The 17955-nt window shown below is 70.1% G+C and carries 15 protein-coding genes; 10 read left to right on the top strand and 5 right to left on the bottom strand.

Going from position 1 to position 17955, the window contains the following annotated elements:
- The first annotated feature begins 91 nt into the window (after positions 1-91).
- The 5 genes from AB0D18_RS04840 to AB0D18_RS04820 all read left to right on the top strand — a co-directional run bounded on the left by AB0D18_RS04840 (position 92) and on the right by AB0D18_RS04820 (position 4614).
- Positions 92-1126 (top strand): hypothetical protein, encoded by a 1035-nt coding sequence (locus tag AB0D18_RS04840; protein WP_362412821.1) that lies wholly within the window; start codon positions 92-94, stop codon positions 1124-1126.
- The gene (locus tag AB0D18_RS04835; protein ID WP_362412818.1) at positions 1123-1722 is read left to right on the top strand and encodes a hypothetical protein; all 600 of its coding nucleotides are present in this window, start codon (positions 1123-1125) and stop codon (positions 1720-1722) included. Before AB0D18_RS04840 ends, AB0D18_RS04835 begins: the two co-directional genes overlap by 4 nt.
- A gap of 42 nt (positions 1723-1764) precedes the next feature.
- A complete protein-coding gene (locus tag AB0D18_RS04830) occupies positions 1765-2259 on the top strand; it encodes an SseB family protein (protein ID WP_362412815.1) in 495 nt (164 codons plus the stop codon).
- A 107-nt stretch (positions 2260-2366) separates the two neighbouring features.
- Entirely contained in the window at positions 2367-3323 is a 957-nt protein-coding gene (locus AB0D18_RS04825) for a pirin family protein (RefSeq protein ID WP_362412812.1), read from the top strand.
- A 178-nt stretch (positions 3324-3501) separates the two neighbouring features.
- The gene (locus tag AB0D18_RS04820) at positions 3502-4614 is read left to right on the top strand and encodes an AI-2E family transporter (protein ID WP_362412809.1); all 1113 of its coding nucleotides are present in this window, start codon (positions 3502-3504) and stop codon (positions 4612-4614) included.
- On the opposite strand, the gene AB0D18_RS04815 is transcribed toward AB0D18_RS04820, so the two are convergent.
- Positions 4575-6680 carry a SpoIIE family protein phosphatase gene (locus tag AB0D18_RS04815; RefSeq protein WP_362412806.1) on the bottom strand — a complete coding sequence of 702 codons (2106 nt, stop codon included), beginning with the start codon at positions 6678-6680 and terminating at the stop codon, positions 4575-4577. The two genes, AB0D18_RS04820 and AB0D18_RS04815, sit on opposite strands and share 40 nt — an antisense overlap.
- A 175-nt stretch (positions 6681-6855) precedes the next feature.
- On the opposite strand from AB0D18_RS04815, the gene aspS reads away from it, so the two are divergent.
- The 3 genes from aspS (at position 6856) to AB0D18_RS04800 (ending at position 9387) form a co-directional block, all read left to right on the top strand.
- Complete coding sequence (aspS, locus tag AB0D18_RS04810) at positions 6856-8622, top strand: aspartate--tRNA ligase (protein ID WP_362412803.1); 1767 nt, start codon at positions 6856-6858, stop codon at positions 8620-8622.
- A gap of 136 nt (positions 8623-8758) precedes the next feature.
- Positions 8759-8968 carry a type II toxin-antitoxin system VapB family antitoxin gene (locus AB0D18_RS04805; protein WP_362412801.1) on the top strand — a complete coding sequence of 70 codons (210 nt, stop codon included), beginning with the start codon at positions 8759-8761 and terminating at the stop codon, positions 8966-8968.
- A complete protein-coding gene (locus AB0D18_RS04800; protein WP_362412798.1) occupies positions 8965-9387 on the top strand; it encodes a PIN domain nuclease in 423 nt (140 codons plus the stop codon). The genes AB0D18_RS04805 and AB0D18_RS04800 overlap by 4 nt, the downstream gene beginning before the upstream one ends.
- Positions 9388-9464: 77 nt before the next feature.
- Here the strand turns inward: AB0D18_RS04800 and AB0D18_RS04795 are convergent, their stop codons facing one another.
- The 3 genes from AB0D18_RS04795 to AB0D18_RS04785 all read right to left on the bottom strand — a co-directional run bounded on the left by AB0D18_RS04795 (position 9465) and on the right by AB0D18_RS04785 (position 14544).
- A complete protein-coding gene (locus AB0D18_RS04795; protein WP_362412795.1) occupies positions 9465-11315 on the bottom strand; it encodes a serine/threonine-protein kinase in 1851 nt (616 codons plus the stop codon).
- Between the two features lie 174 nt (positions 11316-11489).
- On the bottom strand, positions 11490-13100 hold the full coding sequence (gene metG, locus AB0D18_RS04790) for a methionine--tRNA ligase (protein ID WP_362412792.1): 1611 nt from the start codon (positions 13098-13100) through the stop codon (positions 11490-11492).
- A gap of 106 nt (positions 13101-13206) precedes the next feature.
- Positions 13207-14544, bottom strand: coding sequence for a VWA domain-containing protein (locus AB0D18_RS04785; protein ID WP_362412789.1), 1338 nt, complete (start codon positions 14542-14544; stop codon positions 13207-13209).
- Between the two features lie 291 nt (positions 14545-14835).
- Here AB0D18_RS04785 and AB0D18_RS04780 point away from each other — a divergent pair, with 291 nt between their 5' ends.
- Positions 14836-15198 carry a DUF6344 domain-containing protein gene (locus AB0D18_RS04780; RefSeq protein WP_362412786.1) on the top strand — a complete coding sequence of 121 codons (363 nt, stop codon included), beginning with the start codon at positions 14836-14838 and terminating at the stop codon, positions 15196-15198.
- Between the two features lie 200 nt (positions 15199-15398).
- Here the strand turns inward: AB0D18_RS04780 and AB0D18_RS04775 are convergent, their stop codons facing one another.
- On the bottom strand, positions 15399-16148 hold the full coding sequence (locus AB0D18_RS04775) for a TetR/AcrR family transcriptional regulator C-terminal domain-containing protein (RefSeq protein WP_362412783.1): 750 nt from the start codon (positions 16146-16148) through the stop codon (positions 15399-15401).
- Positions 16149-16316: 168 nt separating this feature from the next.
- Between AB0D18_RS04775 and AB0D18_RS04770 the strand changes: the two genes are divergently transcribed.
- Positions 16317-17903: an MFS transporter gene (locus AB0D18_RS04770; RefSeq protein WP_362412780.1), complete on the top strand. Its 1587-nt coding sequence runs from the start codon at positions 16317-16319 to the stop codon at positions 17901-17903.
- Positions 17904-17955 lie beyond the last annotated feature (52 nt).

Here is a 17955-nt window from a genome sequence, read left to right as displayed (position 1 = left end):
GAGCGTGTGCCGGAGCGAGGGGGCGGCTCCGCCGGGGGCCGCCCCATGTGCTCATGGAACGTTGGAGCGGTTTTACTCACAGGAGGTATCCGTGTCGTACCCCGTTGCTCTCTCTCCCCGGGTGCGGGCGGTTCTGCCCGGATGGCACGGGCCGCAGGCGCCGGCGCCCACTCATCAGGTGCCCGGTGCGGGTGATGCGTTGGAGCGGGCGCTGGGTTGGGTGGAGGGGGCGCTTCCGCGGTTCGACCCGGCCGCCGACGGCCGGGCGCGGCCCGGTCCTCCGGGCAGTGCGCTGCTCGAACTCGTCGTCGTACTGCGGCAGTTGTACCACCAGGACCTGCCGGCGCCCCTCGCGGCCCGGGTCGGCCGCTGCCTGGACGGTGCGGCGGAGGCGTTCCTGCGCGGCGGCTTCCGGCACCGCATGCTGCGGGCCACCCCGTACTTCCAGTACTACGCCTGGCTCGTCGCCTGCCTCCTGGACACCGGCAGGCTCCCCGCCGCCGAACGGGACGCGCTGCAGCACCTCGTGGACCGGGGCCACGCCGACCTGCACAACCCCACCCACCCCCCGCACGGGGTGCTGGAACTGCGCTACGTACTGGACCTCGCCGGTGTCACCCACCGGCTGCCCGACCACCGCACCCTCTACGAGGCCGACGTCCTCGCCGCCCCGCTCGACCCGCTGTACGTCACGGAGGTGGAGGCGTACGCCGTCACCCATGTCGTCTACTACCTCAGCGACATGGGACTGATCCCCCTGCACAGCCTGGACGAGGCGCAGCACGCCGACTGCGTGCACGCGGTGGACACCCTCCTCGACCTGTACCTCTGCTTCGGCAACTGGGACCTGATCGCGGAACTCCTGCTCTGCCGCCCGACCCTGGGCGCGGAGCACACCCCCCGCGACCAGTACGCCCTGGAGTGCCTGCTGCTCGCGCAGCACGCCGACGGTTCGATGCCGGGTCCGCACTTCGACCCCCGGATGCACGAGGCGCTGCCCGCCGAACGCCGCGCCGACTACGCCTTCGCCCGCAGCTACCACACCACCCTGGTCGTCGCGATGACCCTGGCCGACCGCCTGTACGGGCAGGGCCGCCCCGACGCACGGAACGGAGCCGCCCGATGACCACGACGACTGTCACCGCACCGACCACGGCGGAGGCGACCGAACGGGCGCTCGCCCTGGCGGCGGACTGGCTGCGCGGTGCGCTGGACCGGCTGGACCCGGCCGGCGAGCTGTTCCGTACGGCGGAACGAGCCCTGCACGACTGCACCGCCGCCCCGGCCGTCCAGCAACCTCCCGCCCCTTACCGCCCAGGCCCGCCTTCGTCCCTGCTGCGGGCCGACCGTGCGCGTCTTGAGGAGGCCTGCCGGGCGGCGGAGGCGGCCGACCGGCTGCCCGCCGAGGTGCGTGCGGAGCTGGCCGGAACGCTGCCGGCGGTGCTGGTCGCCGCGCTGCGCTGCTACGACCTGGTGTTCGGCCCGGAGCTGCTGCGTGCGGTGGTGGCCCTGCGCGGCCGCGACGATCCGACGGTCCTGCGGGCGGTGGACTTCCTGCTCGCGCAGCAGCAACCGGACGGCTCCTTCGGGGCGTTCGGCGGCGAGATCGAGGCGCTGGCGCAGGGTTCGGCTTCGGCGGAGGAACCCGTTCCGGTGGAGGAGGTGCTGGTCCCGGTGACGGCGGCCTGTGTACGGGGCCTGCGCGCGGTCGGGCAGGGCTGACGACCGTACAGCCGGCGGGGTGGCATCAGTACTCTTGGCCGCATGTATGGCTACGAGCAGAATCCGGGCGCACAGCAGGGCTACGCCCCGCCGGGGGGAGCCCAGCAGGGTTACGCCCCGCCGCAGCCGCCGCCCCAGCAGCAGGCGTATGCGGAGCAGCCGCTGTACCCCGAGCCGTCGCCGCCGTCGCTGGCCGACGGGGTGCGGGCCTTCACCACCGGGACGCTGTCCGCGGAGGACTTCCAGCAGATCTTCGCCTCGTCGAAGGTCTACTGCCCGCGCGGGGACGGCCCCGGGTTCCTGGCGCTGCACAACACGCAGCACCCGGTGATCCCGATGTTCACCACGCTCAAGGAGCTGCGCAGGTACGCGGGCAAGGAGTCCAAGTACTTCGTGATCACGGGCGCCGAGGTCATCGACCTCCTCCCCACCGGCTACGGCTTCGTGCTCGACATGGAGGGTGAGCACCGGATGGTGTTCGACGCGAAGGCTGTGGAGCAGATGGTCGACTTCGCGATGCGCCGCATGTACGGCTGACACCCCCGGCCCCTTGCCCTTCGGGCCCCTCGGAGCGGCTCTCCTTGCAGGATGTTCAGTCTTCAACTAAGTTGAATGTTGAACATCCCGCCTGGAGGTGGCTCAAGATGCCCGCAGTGACCGTCGAAAACCCGCTGACCCTGCCGAGGGTGTCCGCTCCGGCGGACGCCGTGGCCCGACCCGTGCTCGCCGTCACGACGGCGCCGAGCGGCTTCGAGGGGGAGGGCTTCCCGGTGCGCCGCGCGTTCGCGGGCATCAACTACCAGTACCTCGACCCGTTCATCATGATGGACCAGATGGGCGAGGTGGAGTACGCCGCAGGGGAGCCGAAGGGCACCCCCTGGCACCCGCACCGCGGCTTCGAGACGGTGACGTACCTGATCGACGGCAGCTTCATCCACCAGGACAGCAACGGTGGCGGCGGCACCATCCAGAACGGCGACACCCAGTGGATGACGGCCGGCTCCGGCCTGCTCCACATCGAGGCGCCGCCGGAGTCCCTCGTCCAGTCCGGCGGCCTCTTCCACGGCCTGCAACTGTGGGTGAACCTGCCCGCCGCCGACAAGATGATGAACCCCCGCTACCAGGACATCCGCGGCGGCCAGGTCCAGCTCCTGGCCTCCCCCGACGGCGGAGCCCTCCTCCGCGTCATCGCGGGCGAACTGGACGGGCACGAGGGCCCCGGCATCACCCACACCCCCATCACGATGATCCACGCGACGATCCGCCCGGGTGCCGAGGTGACACTCCCCTGGCGCTCCGACTTCAACGGCCTGGCGTACGTGCTGGCCGGCCGCGGCTCGGTGGGCACGGACCGCCGCCCGGTCCACGTCGGCCAGACGGCGGTCTTCGGCGACGGAGGCTCGCTGACGGTCCGCGCGGACGAATCCCAGGACGCCCACACCCCCGACCTGGAAGTCGTACTCCTGGGCGGCCGCCCGATCCGCGAACCGATGGCGCACTACGGCCCGTTCGTCATGAACAGCCAGGAAGAACTCCGCAAGGCGTTCGAGGACTTTCAGGCGGGAAGGCTGGGACGGGTGCCGGCGGTGCACGGAATGTAGGCGACTTCAGCCCTTGCCTACCTGGCCCCGCTGCCCAGGAGGCTAGGGGGCAAGGGGCAGGCATTTAGGGGCGCGGGGAACTGCGCGACCAGCCACGACGCACCCGCACGCACCCGCACGTACCTCGTCCGGCTCTCGCCGCCGCGCGTCCCCCCGGACGCCATGCTCCCCTGGCCCCATGTCCCCCACGCCCCCCACGCCCCCCAAGCCCCTCCTCCCCCTCCCCGCCCGTCGTCTCGCGGCCTGGTGCGGTGTGGTGTTGCTCGTGGCCGGGGTCGTGGCCGTGGCGATCTGGTGGTGCATCACGTTCAAGACCGCCGTGACGCCCGTCCTGCTCGCGCTGCTCGGGACGGCGCTGCTCGGGCCGCTCTACCGCCGGCTCGTCAAGATGAAGGTGAACAAGTCGCTGGCCGCCGGCCTGACCTGCGCGGCCGTCGTCGCCGTCGTCGGCGGGGCGTCCTGGATCGTGGTCAGCGCCCTCATCGACAGCGGCGAGCAGATCGTTTCGTCCGTGCAGCGCGCCGCCACCGACCTCGTCGAACGCTTCGGCGGCGAGGGCACCACCCTCGGCGACCTCGGCGACAAGGCGCAGGACCTGCTCGCCAAGTTCGGCGGGACCGCCGCGTCCGGGGTGCTCGCCGGGCTCGGCATCGTCGGCGAGATCGTCGCGACGGCGGTCCTCGCGATGCTGCTGATCTTCTTCTTCCTGCGAGACTCCGACCGTGCGGTGGCCTCCCTGCGCGCCTTCGCGCCCCGCGACACGGGCGACATGGCCGAGGCGATGGCCCGCCGCGCCTTCGAAGCGGTGGAGGGGTTCATGCGCGGCACGACGTTCATCGCGCTCATCGACGCCCTCTGCATCACCGTCGGCCTGCTGATCCTGCGCGTCCCTGGCGCGGTCGGACTCGGTGCGCTCGTGTTCGTCGGCGCGTACATCCCCTACCTGGGTGCGTTCCTCTCCGGCGCCGTCGCCATCCTCGTCGCGCTCGCCGACCGGGGCGCGGTGATCGCCCTGTGGGCGCTCGGCGTCGTCCTCGCGGTGCAGGTCCTGGAGGGGCACATCCTGCAGCCGATGATCCAGAGCCGTACGGTCCAGATGCACCCGGCGGTGGTGATGCTGGCCATCACCGCGGGGGCATCGGTCGCCGGGATCATCGGCATGCTGCTCGCGGTGCCGCTGACGGCCGCCGCGTTCGGCGTCTTCTCCGAGATCCGGAAGAACTACTCGCCCTCACCGGACCCGGCGCGGACTCACACGCCTTCGTACGACACCGGCGGCGCATCCTCGTAGAGCTCGAACCAGATCGACTTGCCCTCGCCGCGCGGGTCCACCCCCCACTTGTGCGCGAGCATCTCCATCAGCAGCAGCCCGCGCCCCGAGGACGCCATCTCGCCGGGGCGCCGCTTGTGCGGCAGCTCGTCGCTGGCGTCGGTGACCTCGACCCGGAGCCGCCGGGTGCCGACGATCCCGGTCGCGCGGGCCGTCAGCAGGGCGTCGCCGTCCGTGTGGACGAGCACATTGGTCACCATCTCGGAGACCATCAGCACCGCCGAGTCGACCTGGTCCTCGTCGGCCCAGTCGTGCAGCAGCTCGCGCAGCTGGCGGCGGGTGCCGGCGATGCGCTCGGGCTCGGCCTGCGCGACGGTCACCGCGGTGGACCGTACCGACGACGCGGCAGCGGTCGCACTCACTCCGTCCCGGCTCAGCAGCAGCAGTGCGATGTCGTCCTCGCGGCGGTCGGACAGCGGGCCGGTGGTGTGGTGCGAAGGGGGCCCGTGCACCGCCTGTACGAGGGCGTCGGCAAGCGTCTCCAGATCCGGCTCCGGGTGGCTCTCCAGGATCGTACGGAGCCTGGCCCAGCCGGAGTCAAGGTCGTGGCCGCCCGTCTCGATCAGCCCGTCCGTGCAGAGCATGAGTGTTTCGCCGGGTTCCAGGGCGAGCCTCGTCGTCGGGTAGTCGGTGTCCGCATCGATGCCCAGCGGCAGCCCGCCCGCCGTCGTCCGTACGAGAACAGTGCCGTCCGGCATCCGCACGGCGGGCTCCGGGTGGCCGGCCCGCGCCAGCTCCACGGTCCCGTCCACCGGGTCGACCTCCAGATACAGACAGGTCGCGAAGCGCGGGCTGGAGTGGTCGTCGGGGGAGTACGTGTCGGTGATGCCGTGCAGGAAGCGGGAGGCGCGGGAGAGCACCGCATCCGGCCGGTGCCCCTCGGACGCGTACGCGCGCAGCGCGATCCGCAGCTGCCCCATCAGCCCGGCCGCCCGCACGTCGTGCCCCTGTACGTCGCCGATGACCAGCGCCACCCGCCCGGACGGCAGCGGAATCATGTCGTACCAGTCGCCGCCGACCTGGAGCCCGCCACCGGTCGGTACATACCGCGCGGCCACCGTCATGCCGGGGATGGCGGGCCCCAGCGTCGGCATCATGGAACGCTGCAGCCCCGCCGAGAGGGCCCGCTCCGACTCCTCGACCCCGGCCCGCGCGAGCGCCTGCGCCAGCATCCGCGCGACCGTCGTCAGCACCGACCGCTCGTCGGGAGTGAAAGCCACCGGATGAGCGAACCCCGCCATCCACGCGCCCATCGTCCGCCCCGCCACGATCAGCGGCAGATACGCCCACGACCTGCGCCCGAACGGTTCGGCCATCGGCCAGGTCGCCGGGAACCGGCTCCGGTACTCCTCCGGCGTCGGCAGATAGATGGCCCGCCCGGTCCTGACGACCTCGGCCGCCGGATAGTCCGTGTCCAGCGGCATGTCCCGGAACGGGTCCTCGTCGCCCGGGTTGTGCCCGTGGTGCCCGATCGTCGTCAGCCGGTCCCCCGCCACCCCGAACACCGCGAGCCCCTCGGGCGAGAACCCGGGCATCGACAGCGAGGCCGCCACCCGCAGTACCTCCGCCGTGGACCGCGCCTCCGCCAGCGCCCGCCCCGCGTCCAGCAGGAACGCCTCGCGAGAGCGCCGCCAGTCGCCGGTCACGGGGGTGCGGGCGGCGGTGCCGGGCGGGGGCTCGGCGACCTCCTGGATGGTGCCGATGAGCTGGTAGTCGCCGCTCTCCGTGGTGAAGGGCTTCGACCGGCTGCGTACCGTACGGAGAACCTGGCGCCCGTCCTTCGACATGACCCGCAGCCGGGCCTCGGCGACGGTGCCCTCGGCGACGGCGAGGGCGACGACGCCGTCTATCTCGTTCCAGTCGACGGGGTGGAAGTGGGCCCGTACGGCGGACTCGGTGAGCGTGACTTCCTCGGCGGGCAGGCCGACAAGGCGGGCCGCCTCGGCGTCGAAGGCAACGGTCCCGGAGGCGTTGTCCCACCGCCACAGGCCCGTGTCGATCGCGGCCAGCACGTCCTCGGTGCGCATGGGCACATCCTTCCAGGTCGCGCGGGGGACGGCCGCTCGGGGCGAAGACGCACCGTTTCACGTGAAACAGTCGCGCGCCCCGGCCCCGAAAAATGGGGTGCGCACGCCCGGTAACCTTGACCGAAGTTGATTCCCGCCTGTCTCGCGAAGAATCTCGCGAAGAATTGGATGAACGATGCAGCATCGGTACAGGTCCCACACGTGCGGCGAGCTCCGCGCCACCGACGTCGGCGCCGACGTCCGGCTGAGCGGCTGGCTGCACAATCGCCGAGACCTGGGCGGCATCCTCTTCATCGATCTGCGTGACCACTACGGTCTGGTCCAGCTCGTCGCCCGCCCCGGCACCCCCGCCAACGAGGCCCTCGCGAAGCTGACCAAGGAGACCGTCGTACGTATCGACGGCAAGGTCTCCGCCCGTGGCGCGGACAACGTGAACCCGGAGCTGCCCACCGGCGAGGTCGAGATCGAGGTGAGTGAGGTCGAGGTGCTGGGCGCCGCGAACCCGCTCCCCTTCACGATCAACGCCGACGACGGCGTCAACGAGGAGCGGCGCCTGGAGTACCGCTTCCTCGACCTGCGCCGCGAGCGCATGCACCGCAACATCATGCTGCGCTCGTCCGTCATCGCCTCGATCCGCTCGAAGATGGTGGCGCTGGGCTTCAACGAGATGGCGACCCCGATCCTGACGGCGACCTCCCCCGAGGGCGCCCGCGACTTCGTGGTCCCCTCCCGTCTGAACCCGGGCAAGTTCTACGCCCTGCCGCAGGCCCCGCAGCAGTTCAAGCAGCTGCTGATGATCTCGGGCTTCGACCGCTACTTCCAGATCGCGCCGTGCTTCCGCGACGAGGACGCCCGCGCGGACCGCTCGCCGGGCGAGTTCTACCAGCTCGACGTCGAGATGAGCTTCGTCGAGCAGGAAGACGTCTTCCAGCCGATCGAGAAGCTGATGACCGAGCTCTTCACCGAGTTCGGCAACGGCCGCGAGGTCACCTCCCCCTTCCCGCGCATCCCGTTCCGCGAGTCGATGCTGAAGTACGGCAACGACAAGCCCGACCTGCGCGCCAAGCTCGAACTGGTCGACGTCACGGACGTCTTCGCCGAGTCCGGCTTCAAGGCGTTCGCCGGCAAGCACGTGCGCGCGCTGCCCGTCCCGGACACGGCCGGTCAGTCCCGCAAGTTCTTCGACGGCCTGGGCGACTACGCGGTCGAGCACGGCGCGAAGGGCCTGGCCTGGGTCCGCGTCGGCGAGGACGGCCAGCTGGCGGGCCCGATCGCCAAGTTCCTCACCGAGGAAGACGTCAAGGCGCTCACCGACCGCCTCTCCCTTCTTCCCGGCCACGCGATCTTCTTCGGCGCGGGCGAGTTCGACGAGGTCTCCAAGATCATGTCGGCGGTGCGCGTCGAGGCCGCCAAGCGCGCCGGGCACTTCGAGGAGGGCGTCTTCCGGTTCTGCTGGATCGTCGACTTCCCGATGTACGAGAAGGACGAGGAGACCGGCAAGATCGACTTCTCGCACAACCCCTTCTCGATGCCCCAGGGCGGCCTGGCCGACCTGGAGGAGAAGGACCCGCTCGACATCCTGGCCTTCCAGTACGACATCGTCTGCAACGGCATCGAGCTGTCCTCCGGCGCGATCCGCAACCACGAGCCCGAGCTGATGCTCAAGGCCTTCGAGATCGCCGGTTACGACCGCGAGACCGTCGAGCACGAGTTCGCGGGCATGCTGCGCGCCTTCCGCCTCGGCGCCCCGCCGCACGGCGGCATCGCCCCGGGCGTCGACCGCATCGTGATGCTCCTCGCCGACGAGCCCAACATCCGCGAGACCATCGCCTTCCCGCTGAACGGCAACGCCCAGGACCTCATGATGGGCGCCCCGACCGTCCTCGACGAGACCCGCCTGCGCGAGCTGAACATCCAGCTGCGCAAGCCGGTCGAGAAGTAGTCGGTCAGCAGTAGCCGCACGCCGAGCCCCTGGTCACTCTCCGGAGTGACCAGGGGCTTTGTTGTTGACACATTTCTGGACGACCCGGACGTGGGTATATAAGCTGAATCCGTCGCGTCTATAGAAAGAGGTCGTCATGTCGAAGCTGCTGATAGAGGTCGATGACGAGGCGCTGGCCGAGGCGGCGGAGCTGCTCGGCACCAAGACCAAGAAGGACACGGTGAACACCGCCCTGCTGGAGGTGGCCAAGCGGCGCAGCCGTGCCATAGCGCTGGCGGAGCTGAGGGAGATGGGCGCGCGCGGGGACTTCGACATCCTCCTGGACAAGAGGAACTACCGCGGGTGACAGTTGCGTACGTCATTGACACCTCAGCTGCCGTACGGCTCCTCACCAGCAAGGAGTTCGACGAACGCTGGGGGCAGGCGCTGGACAACGGGCTGATCGCGCTCTGCGATCTGACCGAGCTGGAGATGCTGTACTCCGCGCGTTCCGGGGCAGACCGGTATGCCAAGCAGGAGCGGCTGCGGCGTCTGTTCAGCTGGACGCCCATGCCCGACGGCATCTACGTCCGCGCCCGCGAGGTCCAGCAGCTCCTCACCGACAACGGGGAGCACCGCTCGGCAGGACCGGTGGACCTCCTGGTCGCCGCGACGGCCGAACTCTCCGGCCTCGTACTGCTCCACTACGACCGTGACTTCGAGACGGTGGCGGCCCGGACCGGGCAGCCGACGAGCTGGCTGGCCGAGCCGGAAGAGGGCGGCTGAGCCCGGCGCGGACGGACGAAGGGCCCGGGAACCGAAAGGTTCCCGGGCCCTTCTTCCTGAGTGAACCGGGCCGGGCCCTACGGCAGCCGCCACAGCTGCGACTTGTTGCCCGGGGTGCAGGCTTCGACCGCCAGCTGGCGGCCCGCGCCGACGTCGGTGACACAGCCGTCGCCGACGTAGTAGTTGATCTGGTGCGCGCCGCCGCCCGCCGCGGTGGTCTTCCAGCCGGTGACGTAGCCGGAGTAGCCGCTCGACTCGGCGAGCACGACGCCCGTCTTCTCGTCGTAGGCGGGGGCCTGCTTGAGGCCCATCGCGTTCCCTGCCAGGTTGCAGGCGTGGAACTCGGGGAACTGGTTCCCGCCCTGCACCCACCCCAGCTGGGTGTTGCCACCCGAGACGACCTTGACGCCGGTGCTGGTGGACGAGGCCTCGGCGAGCCCTATCCTCCGGCCGCTGCCGACGTTGGTGATCGCGCCCCAGCCGTCACCGCCGCAATTGGCGGGCTTGCCGGCGGCGGGCGGCGGCGGCTTGGGGACGGAGCCGCCGGAGCCGGAACCGGAGCCGGAGCCGGAACCTGTGCCGCTGTCCGAGCCCTTGCCGCCCGTACCGGGCTTCCCCTTGCTGCTGCCGATGCCGTCACCGCTCGCGGCGTTGTCCTCGGCCTTGCCGTCCCCGTCCTTCGCGGGCTTGGTGGGGGTGGCCGAGGCTTTCGGGGTCGCGGCCGGCGACGCCGGAGGCAGGGCGTCAGGGGTCTTTCCGGCGGGAGTGGAGGCAGAAGATCCCGGGCTGGGAGCCCCCGCGACCCGCTTGTCCGGCGTCAGCGCGATGTTGAGCACGGTCACCGTGGCCGTCGCCAGCACCACGGGCACGATGATGATCACCGGCTTGGGCAGTCGCTTCCACCACGCAGCCCGCGCCGGAACAGCGGTCGCAGCCGGCCCCGACACGAGAACCGGAACCGGAACCGGAGCGGGCGCAGGCACGGGCACGGGCGCAGGTGCGGGAACAGCCGCAGGCGCAGGAACAGGCGCAGGAACAGGCACAGGCGCAGGCGCAGGCGCAGGGTCGAGATCGGCCCCCGAGGTCTCCCCCGCGATTCCCGCCGCCCTCCGCGCCGCCGCCGCCATCACCGCCGCGTCCGCGTACCGGTCCTCCGGCAGCTTCGCCATCGCCCGCGCGACGAACGCCCGTACCGCCTCGGGAAAGGATTCGGGCAGTTCCGGCGCTGGCTCCCGGATGTGCTTCAGTACGATTTCCAGGACCGTCTCGCCGGTGAACGGCGGCTCCCCGGTGAGCAGTTCGTACGTCACGACGCCCATCGAGTACAGATCGGAAGCCGGTACGGTCGCGATGCCCTCGGCCTGCTCCGGCGCGATGTACAGGGCGGTCCCGAGCACCGCGTGCGACGCGGTCAGCCGGGACGCGGCCTTGCTGTGCGCGATGCCGAAGTCGGTGACGGTCACCCGGCCGTCCTCGCGCAGCATCAGGTTCGACGGCTTGAGGTCCCGGTGCACGATCCCGCCCCGGTGTGCGGCGTGCAGCGCGTCGAGCGCCTCGGCGACGATGCCGAGCGCACGCCCCACGGGCATCGGCCCCTCGTCCTCACGGACCTCGTCCAGCGGCTGCCCGTCGACCAGCTCCATCACGATGTACGCGATGCGGTCGTCGCCCTCTTCCGCGCCGGTCTGCTCGCCGTAGTCGTGGACGTCGACGATCCCCGGGTGGCTGAGCGAGGCCAGTACCTTCGCCTCCCGCCGGAACCGGGCCGCGAACTGCGCCTCCTCCAGGAGCTTCGGCAGCAGGATCTTCACGGCGACGGAACGCTCCAGCACCCCGTCCTCGGCCCGCCAGACCTCGCCCATCGCACCGCCGCCGATGCGCTCGCCCAGCGTGTACCGGCCGCCGAGCACGGTCCCGCGACCCCACATGTGCTGTTCCCCCCGCTGTGACCCAAGTTACTGGTGCGAGCGAGTCTGCCAGACCGCCGTAGGGCCAAGTCCCGGTGGGGCGCGCCCACTTGAGCCTGCCCGACATGCCCGTACATACGACGAAGGGCCCGGGATCGTCACGACCCCGGGCCCCGCCTACGACGTGAGTGACGCCTACGCGGCCGGCTTCTCCTCCAGGCGCGGGAACAGCACCGCACCCTTCGTCACCGTCGCGCCCACCGGCAGCCGGCCCCAGACGCCCGCGTCCTGGACCTTCTGGTCCGCGAGCGCACCGAGCCCGGCCGCCTCCGCGCCCAGCGACTCCCACAGCTTCTGGGACGTCTCCGGCATCACCGAATTCAGCAGTACGGCCATGGCGCGCAGCGACTCGGCGGAGGTGTAGAGGATCGTCGCGAGACGCGCCCGGCCCTCGTCCGAGTCGTCCTTGGCGACCTTCCACGGCTCCTGCTCCGTGATGTAGCCGTTGACCTGCTTCACGAAGTCGAAGATCGCCAGGATGCCGGCCTGGAAGTCCAGCTCCTCGCCGATCAGCCGGTCCGCTTCGGCGACGGCCTTCGCGAGGCCCTCCTGCACGGCCTTCTCGGCGTCGCCGGAGGCGGTCGCCTCCGGCAGGGTGCCGCCGAAGTACTTGCCGACCATGGCGGCGACGCGCGAGGCGAGGTTGCCGTAGTCGTTCGCCAGCTCACTCGTGTACCGGGCGGTGAAGTCCTCCCACGAGAACGAGCCGTCGCTGCCGAAGGCGATCGCCCGCAGGAAGTACCAGCGGTAGGCGTCCACGCCGAAGTGCGAGGTGAGGTCCTGCGGCTTGATGCCGGTCAGGTTCGACTTCGACATCTTCTCGCCGCCGACCATCAGCCAGCCGTTGGCGGCGACGCGCCCCGGTACCGGCAGGCCCTGCGCCATCAGCATCGCGGGCCAGATCACCGCGTGGAAGCGCAGGATGTCCTTGCCGACCAGGTGCACGTCAGCGGGGAAAACGGCCTTGAACTTCTCCTCGTCGGAGCCGTAGCCGGCCGCCGTCGCGTAGTTCAGCAGCGCGTCGACCCAGACGTAGATGACGTGCTTGTCGTCCCACGGGACCGGAACGCCCCAGTCGAAGGTCGACCGGGAGATCGACAGGTCCTGAAGCCCCTGCTTGACGAAGTTCACGACCTCGTTGCGCGCGGACTCCGGCTGGATGAAGCCCGGGTTGGCCTCGTAGAACTCCAGCAGCTTCGGGCCGTACTCGCTCAGCTTGAAGAAGTAGTTCTCCTCCTTGAGGATCTCCACGGGCTTCTTGTGGATGGGACAGAGCTTCGTCCCGTCCTCCGCCTCGATGAGATCCCCGGGGAGCTTGTACTCCTCGCAGCCCACGCAGTACGGACCCTCGTACCCGCCCTTGTAGATCTCGTTCTTGTCGAAGAGATCCTGGACGAACTCCTGCACGCGGTCCGTGTGACGCTTCTCCGTCGTCCGGATGAAGTCGTCGTTCGCGATGTTGAGGTGCTCCCAGAGAGGCTTCCAAGCCTCTTCGACGAGCTTGTCGCACCATTCCTGGGGCGTGACCCCGTTCGCCTCGGCAGTGCGCATGATCTTCTGACCGTGCTCGTCCGTGCCGGTGAGGTACCACACCTTCTCGCCGCGCTGACGGTGCCAGCGCGTGAGCACGTCGCCTGCGACGGTCGTATAGGCGTGGCCCAGGTGAGGAGCGTCGTTGACGTAGTAAATGGGGGTCGTGACGTAGTACGCCGCCGCCCCCTGCTTCTCGGTTCCAGTGGCCGCCATGCAGAAATCTTAAGTGTTACGGGGCGGGCTCCTCACCTGCATAAGCGGAGGGCCGCCCCGACCGGGACGGCCCTCGCCTTCTGTCTGCCTTCTGTCTTGCTACGGGTCAGCCCTTCAGCCACTCCGCCGAACCCGCGAGCAGCCCCTTGTAGAGGGCGGCGTCGGTGAGGTCGGCGGGGGCCGGGCCCGCGTGGAAGAAGGCGGCGTTCGGGACGTCGAGCTTGCGCAGATAGTCGAAGCCCTTGGCGTCGTTCTCGCCGAACGCGACGAACTGCCAGAAGAGGGGAAGCCGGGCGGCCTCGGCGAGCGCGGCGGTCGCCGCACCCTTGGCCTCCGGGGCGCCGTCCGTCTGGAAGATCACGAGGGCGGGGCCTTCGTACTCGCCACTGTTCTTCTCGTAGTGGTCGACGATCTCCTCCACCGCGCGGTGGTAGCTCGTACGCCCCATGTGCCCGAGCCCGGCGTGCAGCGCGTCGATCTTCCCGTCGACGTCGTCGAGGGAGACCGTCCCCGTCCCGTCGATGTCGGTCGAGAAGAAGACGACCGGGACCTCGCCGCTGTCACCGAGGTGCGCGGAGAGCGCGAGCGCCTGCTCGCCGAGCTTCTGGGCGCTGCCGTCCTTGTAGTACGGACGCATGGACCCGGACCGGTCGAGCACGAGGTACACCCGGGCCCGCGCCCCGGTCAGCTCCGCCTTCTTGAGTACGGTCCCGGCGGCACGGTAAGCGGCGGAAACCTTGGGCGCGCGAGCCTTGACCTGGGCGGCGGTGAGGGCGGCGGCGGGCTCGACGACGGAGGCGGCGGTGACGGCCTGCGGCTCGGGCTCGGGCTCGGGCTCGGCGGCGGCAGCGACCGGCTCGGGCTCGGGCTCGGCGGGCAGGGCCTCGGGCTCGACGGCGACGATTACGGGCTCGGGCTCGGGCTCGGCAGCGGCAGCGACCGGCTCGGGCTCGGCGACGACAACGGGCTCCGGCTCGGCGGTGAGCGCTTCCGGCTCCGGCTCTTCCTCTGCGGCAGCCGCGGCCTTCTCGGGTTCAACCTGCTCCGGGATGACGGGAGTTGAGGCTTCCTGCTCCTCAAGTACTTCTTCCGGGGCGGGAAGCGGCGCCGCCGCTACCTCGGGCGCCGAGTCGCGGTCCGTCTGGGCCGGAACCTGGCCCTCGGCGGACACGACAGGTGCGGGGGCCTCTTCTTCCTTGGGCTCCGCAGGCCTCTGCTTGGCCTTGTCGAACGCCTCGGCCACCAGATCCGCCGCCAGAGAAGCAGAACCCGCTTTCTCCGCAGCAGAGTTCGAGGCCTTCTCCGGGGCTTCGGCCGTCTCGACGGCTCCCTGCGTGCGCTCGGCCTGGGACGGCACCGACGGCGTCGACGACACCGCCGAGGATTCGTCCTGCTGTTCCGTTCGGCCGCCAAACACCTTGCGCAGCAAGCTCCGAATGCCCATGGGCGAGGCCTTTCGAGTGAGTGGGGTGCGTTGTATGTCCGTACTGGAGGGACTGATCCCTGACCAGGGGTGACACGTAAGGTTAGCGGCCGCCCGGGCACGGCCGGAGCAGTGGCTTCCACGGCCCCCTGGACAACGTTTCTAGCCGTCGATTGCTCCGCACGGGTGGCGTTTGTCCGAAGAACAGCGAATCGGGGTGGCGGTCCGTGCCATCTCGTGCGTCATCCGCATCATGAGGAAAGTACGAAAACCGGACATCCCGGATTCGACCTTCCCCGAGGGAGCTGTGCCATGAAGACGATGTGGACCGCACTGATCAGCGCGATTGTCGCGCTCCTCGCGATGCTGGGCTTCGCCGCCCCGGCCGCCGCCACTGCCCCGGCCGCCACGGCGGACAACTCCTCCGACGCGCAGCAGTCGGCGGCTCCCGCCGGCGCGCGCCACCTCCCCGGAGCGGAACGGCCGGCCGGGGCGCCGCTCTCCGCGCGGTGGTCGGCGGAGCTGCCGACGCGTGCCGTGCCGCCCACGATGAAGCAGCGCATCCGGGCCGAGGCGCACGGCGGCTCCCCGTCGGTACGGCAGGTCCCGGCGCTGGACCGCGCGCAGGGTGTCCGTGCACAGGGTGACCGCGCCGACTACGAGACGGCCGCCTAACTCTCCGTACGGCACGACCTGCACGACCCGCACGACTCGCATCATCTGCACGACCTGCACGACCCGCACGAGCTGAACGACTCGCATGACCTGCATGACCTGCACGACCCGCACGACCCGCACGAGCTGAACGACCCGCATCACCTGCACGACCCGCACGACCCGCACGGGCCAGTCCTCCGCACGACCGGACCGGCCGGCTAATCCTCCGTACGAAGTGAACCGAGTCTGAACTCCAGTCCGTCCAGGACGCGTTGAAGTCCGTAGTCGAACTTCTCGCCCCGGATCTGGTCGGGAGTGCGTCCCCGGTAGTTGTCCCGTCCCTCCCGCAGTCTCGGAAGATTCTCCGTGGCCTGTGCCGAGGCGTCGGTCAGGCTCTCGATCCATTCCTGTTCGCTCAACCCACTGCGTGCGATCAACGAAAGTTGCGCGGCCTCGCTGGTCGCGTACCCGATGACGTACGAGAAGACCGCGCTGAGGGCCAGGTCGGCCTCCTCGCCGGCGAACCCCGCCGACGAGATGACATCGGCCAGCCGTTCCGTCATGCGCATCACGTTCGGCCCCAGGTGGACAAGGCCCACCTGACCCAGTACCGAAGCCATCCACGGGTGGCGAATCGCCATTGACCGCACGCTGTACGCACTGCGGACGGTGGCCGACCGCCAGTCCAGCTCCGCGCTCACCGCGGGGACTTCGAGTTCTCCGTAGATCTCGTCCACGACCAGTTCGATGAGCTCGTCCTTGTTGGCGACATGCCGGTAGAGGGATGTCGCGCCGGCGCCCAGACGGGTGCCGAGCTTTCGCATGCTCAAGGACTCGATGCCGTCGGCGTCCAGCAGGAGCACCGCCTCGGCGACGATCTGCTCCCGGCTCAGCTGTTCCCGCTGCTTGGCGCGCGGGCGCGTCCACACGGACGCGATCGGCTGCGGTGACTTGTCGCTCGTCGCCATGACCAGGGCCTCCCTTTCGTCGCTGCATGTCTCTGCATCTCTCTGCGATCCACCGTAGCGCACACCGTTTACTCGTTGCGCACACCGTGCGCAGTGCGTACAGTGTGCGCAACGAGAGCACGTCGTACGCCTCGCCCTCAAGGGGGCGTCGCACAACGGAGGTTGGTCATGGAAGAGCTCAAGTCAGCGGCAGAAAAAGCGAGTTCGGCGCGCAACCCGCGTCGCTGGATCATCCTGATGGTGCTGTGTCTGGCCACCCTGGTGCTGGTCGTCGACAACATGGCGCTCACCGTCGCAGTCCCGGCCCTCAGTGAGGACTTGGGCGCCAGTCCGCAGAACATCCAGTGGGTGCTGGAGAGTTACATCCTGGTCTTCGCCGGACTTCTGCTCACCTCGGGGAGCCTCTCCGACAGGTTCGGCAGGCGCCGCGTGATGATCGTCGGGCTCGGGCTCTTCGGACTCGCCTCGCTGGCAGGGGCGTTCGCCTCCGACCCGGCCCAACTCATCGCCGCACGTACGGTGATGGGGATGGGCGGCGCCCTGGTCATGCCCAGCACGCTGTCCATCCTCATGAACGTCTTCGCCGCCGACGAGCTGCGCAAGGCGATGGCGGTGTGGGGTTCGGTCTCGATGCTCGGGCTGATCGGCGGTCCGGTGCTCGGCGGTGCGCTCGTCACCCACTTCTCCTGGGGTGCGGTCTTCCTGATCAACGTGCCGGTCGTGGTCCTCGCGATCCTCGCGGCGGTCTTCCTGATGCCGGAGTCCAAGGGGCCCTGGAAGAAGGCCGACCCCATCGGTGCGGTGCTGTCCGTCGTCGGCATGGTGGCCCTGGTCTGGACGATCAACGAGCTGCCGAAGGGCGGTCTGTCCCACACCTCCACCCTGATCTCGCTCGCCGTCGCCGTACTCGGCCTGGCCGCCTTCGTCGTCTGGGAGCTGAAGGCAGACGAGCCGATGGTCCCGCTGCGGCTCTTCCGCGACCGCAACTTCGCAGGTGGGAGCCTCTCCCTCACTCTCGTACAGGTCGGCAACGGCGGGCTGCTGCTGGTCGTCACCCAGTACGTGCAGTTCGTGCTCGGCTACTCGCCGACGGAGGCCGGTTCTTCCTTCATCCCGATGGCGATCGCCGCCCTCGCCTTCAACACCATCGGCGCCACCATCGGTCAGAAGATCGGCAACCGGGCGATGGCCGCGATCGGCCTGGTCGTCCTGGCCGGCGGCTTCGTTCTCCTCGGCTCGCTCAACCCCGGTGACAGCTACCTGATGCTGGCGGCCGGCATGGTCGCCATCGGGGCCGGTGCGGGTCTGGCCATGCCGGCTGCGATCACCGCCCTGATGGGTGCGATTCCGGCCGAGCACGCAGGTGTGGGGTCGGCGCTGAACGACACGATCCAGCAGGCCGGTGCGGCCCTGGGCGTCGCCGCCCTCGGCTCGATCCTGGCCACCGGGTACGCGGCCTCGATGCCGGACACCGCTCCGGCAGCCGCGCGGCACTCCCTCAGCGACGCCCTGGCGCTGGCGGCGCGTACCGGAGACGGTGCACTCGCCAGGACCGCCAGGGACGCCTTCACCTCCGGGATGGGGACGACGTTCCTGATCAGCGCGGCGGGGGTGCTGGTGGCGGCGGTCGTGGCCTTCGCGATGATGCGGGACCCGAAGAAGCTGGCCGGGCCGGTCGAGCCGGTCGAGCCGGTCGCGGTCACGGAGGCTGTGGACCAGACCGAGGGGCAGGCGTTGGTGGGCGCCGCGCGCTGACCCCGTACCCCTGGTCCCGTGCCCCCGATCCCCGTACCGCAGATGCTCGTGG

Source organism: Streptomyces sp. NPDC048442 (genome assembly GCF_040651475.1).
Lineage (GTDB): Bacteria > Actinomycetota > Actinomycetes > Streptomycetales > Streptomycetaceae > Streptomyces.
This window is presented reverse-complemented; position numbering and strand designations above follow the sequence as displayed.

Coding starts and splice junctions, on each gene's coding strand:
- AB0D18_RS04835 (WP_362412818.1), top strand. CDS start 1,123: ATGACCACGACGACTGTCACCGCACCGACCACGGCGGAGGCGACCGAA.
- AB0D18_RS04830 (WP_362412815.1), top strand. CDS start 1,765: ATGTATGGCTACGAGCAGAATCCGGGCGCACAGCAGGGCTACGCCCCG.
- AB0D18_RS04825 (WP_362412812.1), top strand. CDS start 2,367: ATGCCCGCAGTGACCGTCGAAAACCCGCTGACCCTGCCGAGGGTGTCC.
- AB0D18_RS04820 (WP_362412809.1), top strand. CDS start 3,502: ATGTCCCCCACGCCCCCCACGCCCCCCAAGCCCCTCCTCCCCCTCCCC.
- AB0D18_RS04815 (WP_362412806.1), bottom strand. CDS start 6,680: ATGCGCACCGAGGACGTGCTGGCCGCGATCGACACGGGCCTGTGGCGG.
- aspS (WP_362412803.1), top strand. CDS start 6,856: ATGCAGCATCGGTACAGGTCCCACACGTGCGGCGAGCTCCGCGCCACC.
- AB0D18_RS04805 (WP_362412801.1), top strand. CDS start 8,759: ATGTCGAAGCTGCTGATAGAGGTCGATGACGAGGCGCTGGCCGAGGCG.
- AB0D18_RS04795 (WP_362412795.1), bottom strand. CDS start 11,315: ATGTGGGGTCGCGGGACCGTGCTCGGCGGCCGGTACACGCTGGGCGAG.
- metG (WP_362412792.1), bottom strand. CDS start 13,100: ATGGCGGCCACTGGAACCGAGAAGCAGGGGGCGGCGGCGTACTACGTC.
- AB0D18_RS04785 (WP_362412789.1), bottom strand. CDS start 14,544: ATGGGCATTCGGAGCTTGCTGCGCAAGGTGTTTGGCGGCCGAACGGAA.
- AB0D18_RS04780 (WP_362412786.1), top strand. CDS start 14,836: ATGAAGACGATGTGGACCGCACTGATCAGCGCGATTGTCGCGCTCCTC.
- AB0D18_RS04775 (WP_362412783.1), bottom strand. CDS start 16,148: ATGGCGACGAGCGACAAGTCACCGCAGCCGATCGCGTCCGTGTGGACG.
- AB0D18_RS04770 (WP_362412780.1), top strand. CDS start 16,317: ATGGAAGAGCTCAAGTCAGCGGCAGAAAAAGCGAGTTCGGCGCGCAAC.